The sequence below is a fragment of the Acidovorax sp. SRI_002 genome (genome assembly GCF_057586455.1).
Window position 1 is genome coordinate 1 of the sequence record NZ_JBYCZW010000009.1, and the last position, 13,406, is coordinate 13,406.

The window sequence follows — 13,406 nt, forward strand, 5'->3', positions numbered from 1 at the left end:
CCTAAGAAGCACGTCACCCTGGCCACCAAAAGCAACGGCATTGCCATCAGCATGCCCTGGTGGGATCAGCGTGCCGACGACGTGGCCAAGGGCTACCCCGAGGTCACGCTGGACAAGCAGCACATCGACATCCTCACCGCCCGCTTTGTGCTGCAGCCGGGCCGCTTTGACGTGGTGGCGGCCACCAACCTGTTTGGCGACATCCTCAGTGACTTGGGCCCGGCCACCACTGGCACCATTGGCCTGGCGCCTTCGGCCAACCTGAACCCCGAACGCAACTTCCCCAGCCTGTTCGAGCCCGTGCACGGCTCGGCACCCGACATCTATGGCAAGAACATTGCCAACCCGATCGCCATGATCTGGTCGGGCGCGCTGATGCTGGACTTCCTCACCCAGGGCGTGGGTGCAGGACGGGCGGCGCACGATGCCATCGTGGCGGCCATCGAAGAAGTCATCAAGAGCGGCCCGCGCACGCCGGACCTGGGGGGCACGGCCAGCACCACGCAGGTGGGCGAGGCGATTGCCGCGCGGGTGGCTAGTGCTTGATCGATCTTGCGCAACGCTCCTGATTCGATAGCTTTTAGCGCTTGCTAATAAAGCGCTAGCGGCCAGTTTCATTCAAATATTTTCCTTCATGCCATGTCCCTCTCCCTCACCCGCTCCGACCTGATCCGCAGCGCCAACTTCATCGCTGGCGAATGGACCGCAGACACGCAAGCCCGTCTCGACGTGACCAACCCCGCCACCGGCGCCGTCATCACCTCGGTACCCGACTCGGGTGCTGAAGAAGCCCGCGCCGCCTTGGATGCTGCACATGCCGCTTTTCCCACCTGGCGCAAGGTGCCCGCCAAGCAGCGTGCGGCCATCATCAAGCGCTGGCACGACCTGGTTGTGGCCCACAGCGATGACCTGGGAGCACTGATTTCGCTGGAGCAAGGCAAACCTCTGGCCGAAGGCCGGGGCGAGGTAGCCTATGCCGCCAGCTACATCGAATGGTTTGGCGAAGAGGCCACGCGCATGAACGGCGAGGTCATCCCAGCACCCGTGTCGGGGCGCCGCATGTTCGCACTCAAAGAGCCTGTGGGCGTGGTGGCCGCTATCACGCCGTGGAACTTCCCCGCTGCGATGATCGCGCGCAAGATCGCCCCGGCGCTGGCCGCAGGCTGCACCGTGGTATGCAAGCCAGCTGAGGATACGCCGCTGACCTCGTTGGCCCTGGTGCAGTTGGCCCATGAGGCGGGGGTGCCGGCGGGTGTGCTCAACATCGTGACCGCCTCGCGCGAGAAGACTCCCGAAGTCGTGGATGTGTGGCTTGATGACCCGCGCGTGCGCAAGATTACCTTCACCGGCTCCACACCCGTGGGCAAGCATCTGGCACGCCGTGGTGCCGACACACTCAAGAAGCTTTCGCTGGAACTGGGTGGGAATGCTCCCTTCATCGTGTTTGAAGATGCCGATATCGATGCAGCCGTGCAGGGCTTCATGGCCGCCAAGTTCCGCAATGGTGGTCAGACCTGCGTGAGTCCAAACCGCGTGTTCGTGCACCGTGAGGTGTTCGAAGCATTTGCCGACAGGCTGGCCACCAAGGTCTCGGCACTGCAGGTTGGCCCCGCAAGCAACCCGGCCTCGCAGATCGGTCCCATGATCAACGACCGAGCGGTGGAAAAAATAGAGCGCCACGTCAACGACGCTGTAGCCCGAGGTGCCAAGGTGCTCACGGGTGGCAAGCGCTTGCTTGAGCTGGGCGCCACCTACTACGCGCCGACAGTGCTCACCGGCGCCGACGCCACCATGGCCTGTGCCTGCGAAGAGACTTTTGGCCCCGTGGCACCGCTGACGGTGTTTGACGACGAGGCTGAGGTCATCGCTGCCGCCAATGACACGCCGTTTGGTCTGGCTGCCTACTTCTACAGCCAGAATGTGCGCCGTATCTGGCGCGTGGCCGATTTGCTGGAGACCGGCATTGTCGGAATCAATGAAGGCGCCCTCGCGGCAGAGGCCGCGCCGTTTGGCGGCGTGAAGGAATCCGGCTACGGCCGCGAAGGCTCCACGCACGGGCTCGACGACTACCTGCACACCAAGTATGTGTGCCAGGGGCAACTGGACTGACCAGCTTTTTCACGCCGCCGCATTGCGGCGCGGGGGCGTGCCCCAGTTTTCCTCTCTCATTTGAGTTGTCCCGTTCTGGTTGGGAGGTGCGTCAACGCGCGCTCCGCCTCAAACCCCTCAAGGTGTGCCGACATGCTGAAATCGCTCAAGACGCAGATCGTCCTTACGTCATTGCTGTGCTTGGCCTTGGGGGTATTTGCCATCACGTTAACCAACTACTTCACCGCACGGGAGCGTGCTTACCAGGGCTTGGCCGAGCAGAATCTGGCGCTAGCCAAGAGCCACGCCAAAGGCATCTCTGACTGGATCCAGTCCAAGCTCAGCCTGGTGCAAGCCGCGACACAGGACCCTGAGCCCTCCAAATCGTTGCTCATGCTGCGCGATGCAGGGCAGTTTGTGGGCGCGTCTTTCGATTACGTAACCGCCGCAGAATCGTCTTCTGCCCAGTCCGGTCCGGCCTCGTCCAAGCCGGGCTATGAGCAGGCGCTGCAAACGGCCCAGCCTGTGGTGACTTCGCCTTACCGTGCTGCAGGTTCTGACGGACCATTGGTCATCACATTCGCGGCACCGGTGGGGCCGAAGTCTGCGGTCACCAGCGTGGGTACGGCGGATGCCTCCATGGACGCGGTGGTGGCCAATGTGGCCTCCATACGCCCTACACCCGACAGCGAGGCGTTTTTGATCAACGCGGATGGTGTGATCATTGCCCACTCGGAGGGGCGCATGTTTCTCGCGCCTTCTACCGATATCTCGGCCGACCTTACGCCGCAAACGCTGAGCATGGCCGCCACTGGCGGCACGTTAGTCCCGGTGAAACGGGGGGGAACAAAATTCCTGCTTGTGTTGGTGCCCGTGGAGGGCACCGACTGGCGGCTGGCTGTGCTGTTGCATGAAGCCCAGGCGCTGGAGCCGATCACTGCCATGCTGACCGCCTCCGTCATCGTGAGCGCGCTGGTGCTGCTGGCCACCGCCGCCTTGCTCGGCGGCTTTATTGCACACCGCCTGGCCCGGTTGGTGCAATTGCGCGACGCCATGCGTGTAGTGGCTTCGGGCGAAGGCGATGCCCATCGCCCACGCCACATGGATGCGCGCGGCTCTGACGAGCTGGCAGACATCGCGGCCAGCTTCAATGCGTTTGCTCACCAACAGGCTGTGGTGCTGTCCCGCATTCGCGACGCCAGCTCATCCGTGCGGGTCGCGGCCGAAGAGATTGCGCTTGGCAACCAGGACCTCAGCCATCGCACCGTGCTCACGGTGTCCGGTCTGGAGGGGATATCTGCTTCGATGCAACAGCTTACCGGGGCTGTGCGGGCTAACACCGATGCCACACACAAAGCCAAGCTGCTTGTCACCCAGGCATCCGATATTGCCGGCCATGGAGGCTCAGTGGTGGGTCAGGCGGTGCAGACCATGGACCAGATCAGCGCAGCCTCGAAGAAGATTGCGGACATCATCGGCGTCATTGACGGCATTGCATTTCAGACCAACATCCTGGCACTCAACGCTGCGGTGGAGGCAGCTCGTGCGGGCGAACAGGGACGCGGCTTCGCCGTTGTAGCTGCAGAGGTGCGTCAACTGGCGCAGCGCAGCGCTCAGGCCGCCCGAGAAATCAGAGGCCTCATTTCGTCCTCTGTTGACTTGGTGGACGACGGCGCTCGCTTGGTCCACAGTGCTGGAGCCGCTATTCGAGAGATGGTTTCTGCAGTGCGGCAGATGGTCGGGGTGATCGGAGAAATTCATGCGTCGACCACCTATCAGGGCGCTAGCATCGTCGAAATGGGGCAGGCCGTCCTGCAACTGGAAGGGCTTGCACAGCGAAATGCAGAGTTGGTGGAGTACAGCAGCGCCGCAGCCGCGAGCTTGCAAGATCCGTCAGCAGCATTGAGTCGAGTAATGGGCGACCCGACTCCCGTGTTGACCAAGTCTTGAGGTGCAATGGCTCGTGAAAGCTGGAGAGTTTTTCCCTGTAGATAGCTGTCGCGTCCCGTTTGATCTCCGGGGCGCGAGTGAAACGATTGAATCGCTGCAGTCGGCGGTACTAAGTGGCTCGACCACAATTGCGGACCATGCCACCAGTTGGATCGAACCACGGATTCCCTGAGCAATTTGCTGCACCCGGTTGTGAAAATACAGCATCTGCAAAACTCTGGGTTCTGCAAATTCAGTGTTTCTCGGCTATCGTAAACCGCACCGAATGAGACGTGTTGCACTGGACTGCTCTAGGCTGATTGGAGCCGTTCAGCGGAACAACACTGGCGGCGGGAGTGCGCCCAAAGCGGCCCTCCAACTCGAGGCTAGATGCCCCAGATCCGCGTTTTCACGTTGGTGGGCTTGGAGATGAGCTCCCAGACGTGGTCCAGGTGCGGAAGCTGGGAGCTGCCGAATATGTTGTGGGGCCGCACCGAACCCATTCGCTCGCCTCCCAGACCAACTCAAAGGTCGGTGCGACGGGACTTCTGCAGGCTGTCGTCGCGGTCGTTAGATGAAGCCCAAGACAAGCATGGTGGGCGCAGGTGCAGAAATGGTCGTCGCTTTGGTGCTCTTGCTGTGCAGAGCGATGAATTCCTTGACGAGACCAGCCATGGGATTGTTCTGCGCCAGGGCTAGGAACGTCGACCTCGTCCAAGCGTCGACACTGTTGCGAACCAGCTCGGCAATGGAGTGGCTGCGGCGACTCCGCCGCGGACTTACAACGCGCTCGGTCGTGTCAGCAAGTCGCCAGGCATCAGCACCTCGCCGTGCGGCCCCCACTCGACATGCGTGATGCCTGGCTCCAGCGCTTCAAGTCGCCGTCGCTCCAGTTCGTATGCACTCGGTGTGGCGCAGGGGTCGAACGCCAAAGCTGCATGCAGGTCGGCCAGCAACTGCTCTTCGCTCCACGGCTTGGGGATGTAGCGGAAGACCCCCGCACGGTTCACCGCAGCCAGCACGGTGGTGAAGTCGGCCGCGGCGCTGAGCATCATGCGCACGGTGCGAGGGTCCAGGTCCCTGGCGCGGGCGAGCAGTGCCACGCCGTCCAGCTGCGGCATGCGGTAGTCGCTGATCAACACGTCGAAACGCTCCTGTTGCAGACGCTCCAGTGCAATCAACGGATCCGGGCAGATTTCCACGTTGAGCTGCTGCGGCGTGAAATGCCGCAGCAGCAATCGGCGCAAGGCGTACAGCACCGGCACTTCGTCATCGATGATCAGCAAGCGCTTCATGGGGTCACCTCCTGGGGCAGTTGCACGGCCAGTGTCAGCGCCAGGCCATGCTTGAGTTCGAAGGCACGGATGCGGCCAATGAGATCCTCGGTCAGCCGCTGGCCGACCGACAGCAGCAAAACACCCTCGGGCGACACAAAATCCTGCGTCAGCGTATGGCCAGGGCGCAGATCTGCAGTAGGCAGGCGCAGCGTCTGCACGCTCGGCTTTGGCGGCGCAGTCGCGAACAGGCCCGCGAAGGCATCGACCACATCCGGGTCGAACCGGCTGCCGCGCCCGGCGAGCACCGCGCGGCGGGCCTCCAGTGGGCTCAGGGCCTGACCGTCGATGCGGCCGCTGCACAGGTCCTCGAAGGTGTCGGCCACTGCCAGGATGCGGGCTCCCAGTGGAATCGCCGCACCGCGCAGGCCGTCGGGAAAACCCTGCCCATCCCAGCGCTCGTGGTGGGCGCGAATCAGCGGTGCGACGCCCTGCATGTCGTCGCTGGCCAGCAAGGCCTGCTCGCCGAGTACCGAATGCAGTTGGTAGCGCCGCAGTTCATCCCGGTCGAGCCGCCCCACCGGACGCGCCAGCACGGTGTCGCTGAGGCCGATATTGCCGATATCGTGCAACAGCGCGGCAATCGCCAGATTGTGTGCGGTGTCGGCATCCAGCGCCATCGCGCGCCCGATGCGCCGCGCCAGGTCGGCCACTTGTCGCGCATGTCCAACCTGGGCGCTGCCACGCAGCTCGATCAGCGCGGTAAAAGCCTTGATGGACGTCAGGTAGTTGCGCTTGACTTTGTCGTTGGCGGTGGCCAGCTCCCCAGTCCGTACGGCGACGCGGGCCTCCAGCCCTTCGTTCAGCGCCTTCAGCTCGTCGTTCTGCTGTTGCGTCAGCCGCTCTAGCGCCTGCTTCTCGGCGTCCAGTTGCTGAATCTGCGCAACCTGGCGAAGGGTGAGCACCAGTTCGTCATCGTTCCAGGGTTTGGTGATGTAGCGGTGCAGCCAGCCGCGGTTGATGGCGGCGATGGTCGAACCCAGATCGGCCTGGCCCGTCAGCAGCAACCGTGCGACATACGGCCATCCCAGGCGGACCTTTTCGAGCAACTGCACGCCGTCCATGCCAGGCATCCTCATGTCGGACAGCACGGCGTTGACGGGCTCAAGGGAGAGCAAGGCCAGCGCCTCTTCGGCACTTCCTGCTGTCAGGATGCGCCAGCCAGTCTCGCGGAACAACCGCCGTAGCGCAGCCAGGATGTTGGGCTCGTCGTCGACGGCAAGCAACGTCCAGTTCGGGGTGGCAGTGGTCACTCTGCACCTCCTTCGCCGCCCGGGCGGCGCACCGGCAGCGTGACGCGAAAGCACGAGCCGCGGCCCGGTTCGCTGCGCACGTCAATGCGGCCATGGTGCTTTTGCACGATGCCGTAGGCCAGCGACAGGCCTAGCCCGGTGCCTCGGCCCACCGGCTTGGTGGTGAAGAAGGGGTCGAAGACACGCGCCAGGTGTTCGGGTGCGATGCCGCTGCCGTTGTCTTCGACCTCGACCCATACTTCGTCCCCGGCGTCGCCGCCGCGCACGACGATGAGGCCGCGTTCCGGGCCGAACGCATGGGCTGCATTCACAAGCAGGTTCAGGAACACCTGGTTCAATTCCGACGGCAGGCATTCGATGTCGGGCAAGGTGCCGTACTCGCGGCGGACGTCCGCCCGGTACTTGATTTCGTTGGCGACAATGTTCAGCGTCGAGTCAATGCCTTGGTGCAATGAAGCCCAGACCCACTCCTGGTGGGTATCGACACGCGAGAAGTCTTTCAGATCCTGGACGATCTTGCGCACGCGCGACAGGCCTTCCCTCGACTCGCCCATCAGCATCGGGATGTCCTGCTTCAGATAGTCGAGTTCGACCTGCCCACGCAAGGCCGCGAGCCCCGTCGCGATGTCGCGGTTGGCCAGCGCCGACTCAGCCTGCTCGTAAGCGTCGAGCATCTCGAATAGCCGCTGTAGATAGACTTCGAGTGTGCCGAAGTTCGAGAACACATAGCCGATCGGGTTGTTGATTTCGTGTGCCACGCCGGCTGCCAGCTGTCCGATTGACGCCAGTCGTTCGGACTGCAGCAACTGGTGCTGCGCGCGGCGCAGGCTTTCGTTCAGAGAGCGCAGCTCCTGGTTCGCGCGCTGCAGCGAGATGATTTCGGAATCAGACATGGTTTTCCTTCAATGGAGCAGCGCTTGGCAGACGGTTTCGAACTGGGTCTCCGCGCGCGCAAACACCCGCATGCAGGCCGCGTCGTCCAGGCCACAGGTAGCCCAGACTGGCAGCACCAACGCAGGCACCGCCTCGTCGGCGTCGCCGGCCAAGCCAAGGGCGTGAGCGATGGCATCGCCAACATGCGCGATGCCCGTCAATGTGAGATCGGCGGTGGCTGGTGGTACATGGTGCTGGCTGATGGCATCGACGATGGCGGGCGCGAAATTCCACTGCCGTGCGATCAGCCCGCCGATCTCGGCGTGATCGATGCCGAGCACAGCGGACTCGGCATCACCCATGGTGCAATCCCTCTCACACCGCCAGCGCTCGACCTCGGCATAGGCCGCTGCAAACGCGTTGGCCAGCGCCAGCCGGCCGATGTCGTGCAGCAGCCCTACCGTGAACGCCACGTCCGCATCGTCGCGCTGCAGTTCACCGGCCAATGCCTGGGCACACAGGGCACTGCCGAGCGCATGGCGCCAGAAGGTGGTCTGGTCAAAGCCGGGGTGGCGCCGGAAGCTGCCGGCCAGACCTGCGGCCGTGACCGCGCCGCGTACCGTACGCAGGCCCAGTATGGTGATGGCCTCAGGCACCGAGCGAACCTGCCGGCCGCGACCGTAGAACGACGAGTTGGCCAAGCGCAGTATCTTTGCGGCCAGCGCCTGGTCGCGCGAAATCTTGGCTGCATACTGCGCGGCGCTGAGCTCCTCGTGGCCGAGCGACTCGACCAGTTCAAGCACGACCGATGGCAGCGGCGGAAGATCGCGCAGCGCGGCGAGCAGTTCGTCACGGGAGATCGGTCGAATGGGCGTGTTCATTGCTTGGACTCCTGGCGATAGCGCTGCACGAGGTGCAGCAGCGGATGCACGCGCCCGTCACGCAGGCTGTGGCGAAACAGGTGGTTTGGCACCACAGGTGGGGTATCGGTGGTCGCTGGAAGGGTCATTTCGAGGCTCCGAATTGCGGCAGCAGCACCAACAGGCGGCCGCGCGCATTGCCGATCAAAGACCGGCTCATGGCCCACCAGCGGCGGCCGGCCAGCGTGAACAGAATGGATTCACCGTCCAGGGCCCGCATCAGGTTGGGGGGCAGGTGCCCGGTCGCGACCGCACCGAGGAACTCGCCACGCAGCCTGCACAGCGCCTGGGCTGGCGCGTTGGCGAAGACCAGCAGGCCTTCGTCGTCGACTCCAAGCACAGGCACCGGTACGGCATCGAGCAGCTCCTGCGCGGCCTCCCGACTGCCGACCTCACGCTGATTCTGCTCGCGCTGTGCACTCAGCAGCGTCTCCAGCCGCTGGTTCACCTCAGCAAGGTCTTGGTTGGCGGTCTGCACCTCCCGGTCGAGACGGCGGTTCTGGTCTGCCATCTCCTTCAACGTAAAGGCCTCTCGCAGGTGGGCGCGCAGCTCTGCGTCATCCCAGGGCTTGGCGAGAAACTTGTAGATCGCCCCCTCGTTGATGGCGTCGGTGATCGACTGAAGCTCGGTGTAGCCCGACAGCACCAGCCGAATCGTCTCCGGGTACAGCTGCTTGGCCCGGCGTAGCAGCTCAACGCCGGTCATGCCAGGCATGCGCTGGTCGGACAGGATCACGTCGATCTCGTTCCGCGCCATCAGCTGCAGCGCCTGCTCGGCACTGGTTGCGCTGAGAATCAGCCAGCCTTCAGTGCGCAACAGCCGACGTAGCGCCGCGATCACGTTCTCTTCGTCGTCGACCAGTAGCAAGGTGCGCTGTCGCGAACGTCGGTCAAGAAGTGTCGGGTCGATCTGCCGGCCTTCGCGCAGCATGGCTTCGACCTCTGCCGCCGGCAGTGCGGCGCTGAACCAGTAGCCCTGCATCTGATCGCACTGATTGGCCGCGAGCAGCGCTGCCTGGCCCTCGCTTTCGACACCTTCGGCGAGCACTTTCATCTGCAGCTGGTGCGCCATGGTGATGATGGCGCGCGTGATCGACACATCTTCTGACGGAGCGGTGACGTCTGGCACCAGCGAGCGGTCGATCTTGACCACATCGACTGGCAGACGGCGCAGGTAGCTCAGGCTGGAGTAGCCGGTGCCGAAGTCGTCGAGCGAGACCTCGACGCCCAGCGCGCGCAGTGCCTGCAGGTGCTGCACCGCCTGCTCGAAGTTGTTGATCAGCATGCTCTCGGTGACCTCAGCGCCGAACAGCCGCGGGTCCAGGCCGCTGGCAGCGAGCAGGCTTTCGATGCGCCGTGCCAGATCCGGCTGTACCAGCTGGCGCGCCGACAGATTGACCGCCATGCGCAACGGCGGCAACCCGGTACGCTGCCAGGCCGCAGCCTGCTCGATGGCGCGGCGCAGCACCCAATCACCGATGGCGACGATCAGGCCGGTCTCTTCGGCGACAGGGATGAAGCGATCCGGCGCGATGAGGCCCAGTGTGGGGTGTCGCCAGCGCAGCAAGGCCTCGACGCCGACGATGCGGCCCTGCACCAGGTCGACCTGAGGCTGGTAGTGCAGCTCCAGCTGCTCGTCGTGCAATGCCTGGCGCAGCGCGGTCTCCAGCGCCAGCCGCTCGGGATCGTCGTCCTGCGGCGCACCGGCATAGACGCTGATCTGGTTGCGGCCCAGCACCTTGGCCTGGTGCAGCGCTGCATTGGCACGCCGCAACAAGGTCTCAGCGCGGTCGCCGTCGGCAGGCGCCGCTGCGATGCCGATGCTGCAGGTCAGGTGTACCTCATGCCCCTCGATTGCCATCGGTCTGGCGATACCGTCGAGCAGCGCTTGCGCCGTGTGCAAGGCCTCCGCCGAGGTGGCCACCATCACGATCACAAACTCATCGCCGCCGCGGCGCGCCACCAGATCGACGCTGCGCACACCAGCGACGATGCGCTGCGCCACCTCGCGCAGTGCCGCGTCGCCGACGTTCAACCCAAGGCCGTCGTTGATGCGCTTGAAGCGATCAAGCTCCAGCACCAGCACCGCTGTCTGGCTACCGGCCTGCAAGGTCGCGTCCAGGCGCTCCAGGAGCAGCTGGCGGCTCGGCAAACCAGTCAGTTCATCGAACTGCAGCAGTTGCCGGATACGGCGTTCGGCGGCGCGGCGCTCGCGCAGGTCGTCGATGCAGACATGGCCGAAGGACCTGTCGCCGCTCGTCACCAGGCTGACGGAGACGTCGACCGGGATCTCGTGGCCTTCGTGGTGGCGCAAGCGGGTCTCGAACCGCAAGGAGCCACGCTCGCACAGTTCACGCCAGCTCTGCACCCACTGTGCCTCGTCGACCTCCGGGTCAATGTCGGGAACCCGCAGCCGCAGCAGTTCCGCACGCTCCAGGCCCAGCAGCCGGCAGGCGGCCGCATTGGCATCCTGAAAGGCACCGTCGGACCCAATCTGCAGCAGCGCGTCGTTGGCCTGTTCAACGGCGTGGCGGGTCAACAGCAACTGGTGCTGAGCATGCTCTCGCTCGCTCACGTCCCGTGCAGAAGGAATCAGCCACACCACGCGTCCGTCGGGCCCATACAGCGGCAACAATGAAAAATCCATCACCAGCATGGCGCCGCTGCTGGTGGCCACCCGCACATCGAAGCGCGATGCTTCGCCGCGCGCTGCACGGGCCAGCGCCTGCTGCAGCCGCCTTTGCGATACCTCGCAGCCCGACCACCAGGGGGTAGCATCAAAGCGTCGGCCAAGCACCTGCTCTGGGGCGCTGTCGATGGCCCGCAATGCAGCCTGGTTGGCATAGCGCACCGTGCCATCGGCATCGAGCAGGCCGGCAAAGACCGAGGGGCCCAATCGGTCCAGCACTTCGTGCAGCGAAAGTTCAGGGCCGCGCGGCTGCTGGTTGGTCGCCCCCAACGTCAGCGCGGCGTCACGGTGCGGCATGGGACAGGAAGAGGGATTTGACATGCCCTCAGTCTGCCCGCCAGCCTGCGCCGGTGGTGTGATCAGTTGGGTGCGCCGACGACCGGATCAGAGCGACGCAAGCACAGTGGCGTCGACGCGTGGAGCATCATCGACCAGCCGTGCCAGCGTGCGCATGGCGCGCTCCAGCGTTTCGTTCCAGGGTTGCCCGCAGGTCAACCGGATGTGGTGCTGAAACTCCGCTCGCGCCGAGAACATCGGCCCCGGGGCAAGGCTGATCTGCTGTGCCAGCGCAGCCTGGTGCAGGGCCATCGCGTCAACGCCGGTGGGCAACTCGACCCACACGAAGTAACCGCCGGCCGGCCGCACGACCCGGGTTCCGTCCGGAAAGGACCGGGTCACAGCATCGAACACGCTGTCGCGCTGTGCTTGCAGCGACTGACGGAGGCTTCGCAGGTGGCGGTCATAACCACCTTCCTGCAGGTACGCTGCCAGCGCCGCCTGGATTGGAATAGACCCCGACAGGCTCGTCGTCAGCTTCAGCCGTTCGACTTCGCGTGTGAACCTGCCGGGCGTGGCCCAGCCGACGCGGTAGCCAGGCGCCAGGCATTTGGAGAACGACGAACAGTGCAGCACCAGTCCGCGGCGGTCGAAGGCCTTGGCAGGCAGTGGCGCTGTCTTGCCTTCGTAGAGCTCCGAGTAGACGTCGTCTTCGATCAACGGCACATCGTGCTGGGCAAGCAATGCGACGAGGTCGCGCTTCTTCGCCTCCGGCATCAGCGCGCCGAGCGGGTTCTGAAAGGTCGTCATCAACCAGCAGGCTTTGGGGCGGTAGAGCTCGATCACCTGCGCCAGGCGGCCGAGATCAATGCCTTCACGCACATGGGTCGGCACCTCAATGGCCCGCAGGCCCAGCCGCTGAAGCGCCTGCAACGCCACGTAGAAGGTGGGGGACTCGACCACCACTGCATCGCCGGGCCGCGCAACCGCGTTGAGGCACAGGTTCAATGCCTCCATGGCACCGTGGGTGAGCACGATCTCGTCGGTGGCCACGGTGAATCCTTGGCCCAGATATCGCTTGGCAATCTCGCGTTTGAGCTGGAGATTGCCTGGAGGCAGGTCTTCGGCCATGCGCCAGGGGTCGAGCCGCCGCATGCTGGAGATGAGCGCACGGCGCAGTTGATCGAGCGGAAACAGCGTCGGGCTCAGGAAGGCGGAACCGAAAGGCACGACGTCCCGCGCGCGCGCGGTGCCCAGGCATGCGTAGATCAATTCGTTGATCTCGATAGGCCTAGATCCGGACTGCGGCTGTGAAGTTTTTGGCTCCGGTAGCAAGGTACCGCTGGCGCGGGCGGCGACAAAGTAGCCCGACCGCGGCACCGCCCGGATCAGCCCGCGCGATTCGAGGAGGTAATAGGCCTGGAAGACCGTGCTCGGACTCAAGTCGCGGCTGGCGCAGGTCTGACGCACGGAAGGCAACCGGTCTCCTGCACGGAGCACTCCACGGGCAATCTGCCGCTCGATTTCTCGGGCCAGGAGTTCGTACCTGGTGGAGACGGCAATCGGGCTACTCGGCATGGTGTTGACACCGCGCCTCGGTCGACTGCCGGCCAGTGGGGGGGTGGGGCTCCGTCCTTGCAGTTTAGGCTTTCTGCAGAACAAAGCAAGCATACGGACAGGGCCAGGTGGGCCCCGAAACGTCAGCTGAAATGGCCGCTGGCATGCCAGCGTCGGGGCGGCATCGAGACCGGGGCGCATGCATCACCTTGCTGGATCGCTCCCCTGAGGGAGAAGAAAGGCTGCGCAGTCTCTCTGGCGCGGCGCGAGTCCATGCTCCGCACAGTTCGGAGATGCCCGGAGCCTGTCTCTGGCGAGAGACAGGACACAGCCGACAGTCCGCGTTCAAAGACAATGAGCGTATGACCGCAGCCGCTGCAAAACGATCGTTGGGTCCATCATGTGTTTCGCGATGTGCGTGAAAGTCGCTTCTAAACAGGGGCCGTAGCACCCTCCTAAAAATGGGCTCCGTCTGCTCCTGCCCCTG

Annotated in this window: 10 protein-coding genes; 3 read left to right on the top strand and 7 right to left on the bottom strand. The window is 64.3% G+C overall.

Annotated elements, in window-relative coordinates:
* The 3 genes from AC2YJX_RS22425 to AC2YJX_RS22435 form a co-directional block, all read left to right on the top strand.
* Positions 1-546, top strand: a 546-nt coding sequence (locus AC2YJX_RS22425; protein WP_487257318.1) for an isocitrate/isopropylmalate family dehydrogenase, incomplete at its 5' end; no start/stop codon positions are given.
* A 93-nt stretch (positions 547-639) separates the two neighbouring features.
* Positions 640-2,109: an NAD-dependent succinate-semialdehyde dehydrogenase gene (locus tag AC2YJX_RS22430; RefSeq protein ID WP_487257319.1), complete on the top strand. Its 1,470-nt coding sequence runs from the start codon at positions 640-642 to the stop codon at positions 2,107-2,109.
* A 132-nt stretch (positions 2,110-2,241) separates the two neighbouring features.
* Positions 2,242-4,038 (top strand): methyl-accepting chemotaxis protein, encoded by a 1,797-nt coding sequence (locus AC2YJX_RS22435; RefSeq protein ID WP_487257320.1) that lies wholly within the window; start codon positions 2,242-2,244, stop codon positions 4,036-4,038.
* Positions 4,039-4,796: 758 nt separating this feature from the next.
* On the opposite strand, the gene AC2YJX_RS22440 is transcribed toward AC2YJX_RS22435, so the two are convergent.
* From AC2YJX_RS22440 to AC2YJX_RS22470, 7 genes are all read right to left on the bottom strand, one after another.
* Positions 4,797-5,312, bottom strand: coding sequence for a response regulator (locus tag AC2YJX_RS22440; protein ID WP_487257321.1), 516 nt, complete (start codon positions 5,310-5,312; stop codon positions 4,797-4,799).
* Entirely contained in the window at positions 5,309-6,604 is a 1,296-nt protein-coding gene (gene nosR / locus AC2YJX_RS22445) for a response regulator c-di-GMP phosphodiesterase, NosR family (protein WP_487257322.1), read from the bottom strand. The genes AC2YJX_RS22440 and nosR overlap by 4 nt, the downstream gene beginning before the upstream one ends.
* Positions 6,601-7,497 carry an ATP-binding protein gene (locus tag AC2YJX_RS22450; RefSeq protein WP_487257323.1) on the bottom strand — a complete coding sequence of 299 codons (897 nt, stop codon included), beginning with the start codon at positions 7,495-7,497 and terminating at the stop codon, positions 6,601-6,603. The genes nosR and AC2YJX_RS22450 overlap by 4 nt, the downstream gene beginning before the upstream one ends.
* Positions 7,498-7,506: 9 nt before the next feature.
* Positions 7,507-8,358, bottom strand: coding sequence for an HDOD domain-containing protein (locus AC2YJX_RS22455; RefSeq protein ID WP_487257324.1), 852 nt, complete (start codon positions 8,356-8,358; stop codon positions 7,507-7,509).
* Positions 8,355-8,486 carry a hypothetical protein gene (locus AC2YJX_RS22460; RefSeq protein ID WP_487257325.1) on the bottom strand — a complete coding sequence of 44 codons (132 nt, stop codon included), beginning with the start codon at positions 8,484-8,486 and terminating at the stop codon, positions 8,355-8,357. Before AC2YJX_RS22460 ends, AC2YJX_RS22455 begins: the two co-directional genes overlap by 4 nt.
* Entirely contained in the window at positions 8,483-11,383 is a 2,901-nt protein-coding gene (locus AC2YJX_RS22465; protein WP_487257326.1) for an EAL domain-containing protein, read from the bottom strand. Before AC2YJX_RS22465 ends, AC2YJX_RS22460 begins: the two co-directional genes overlap by 4 nt.
* 87 nt (positions 11,384-11,470) lie before the next feature.
* Positions 11,471-12,940, bottom strand: a complete 1,470-nt coding sequence (locus tag AC2YJX_RS22470; RefSeq protein WP_487257327.1) for an aminotransferase-like domain-containing protein — start codon at positions 12,938-12,940, stop codon at positions 11,471-11,473.
* Between the last annotated feature and the right edge of the window lie 466 nt (positions 12,941-13,406).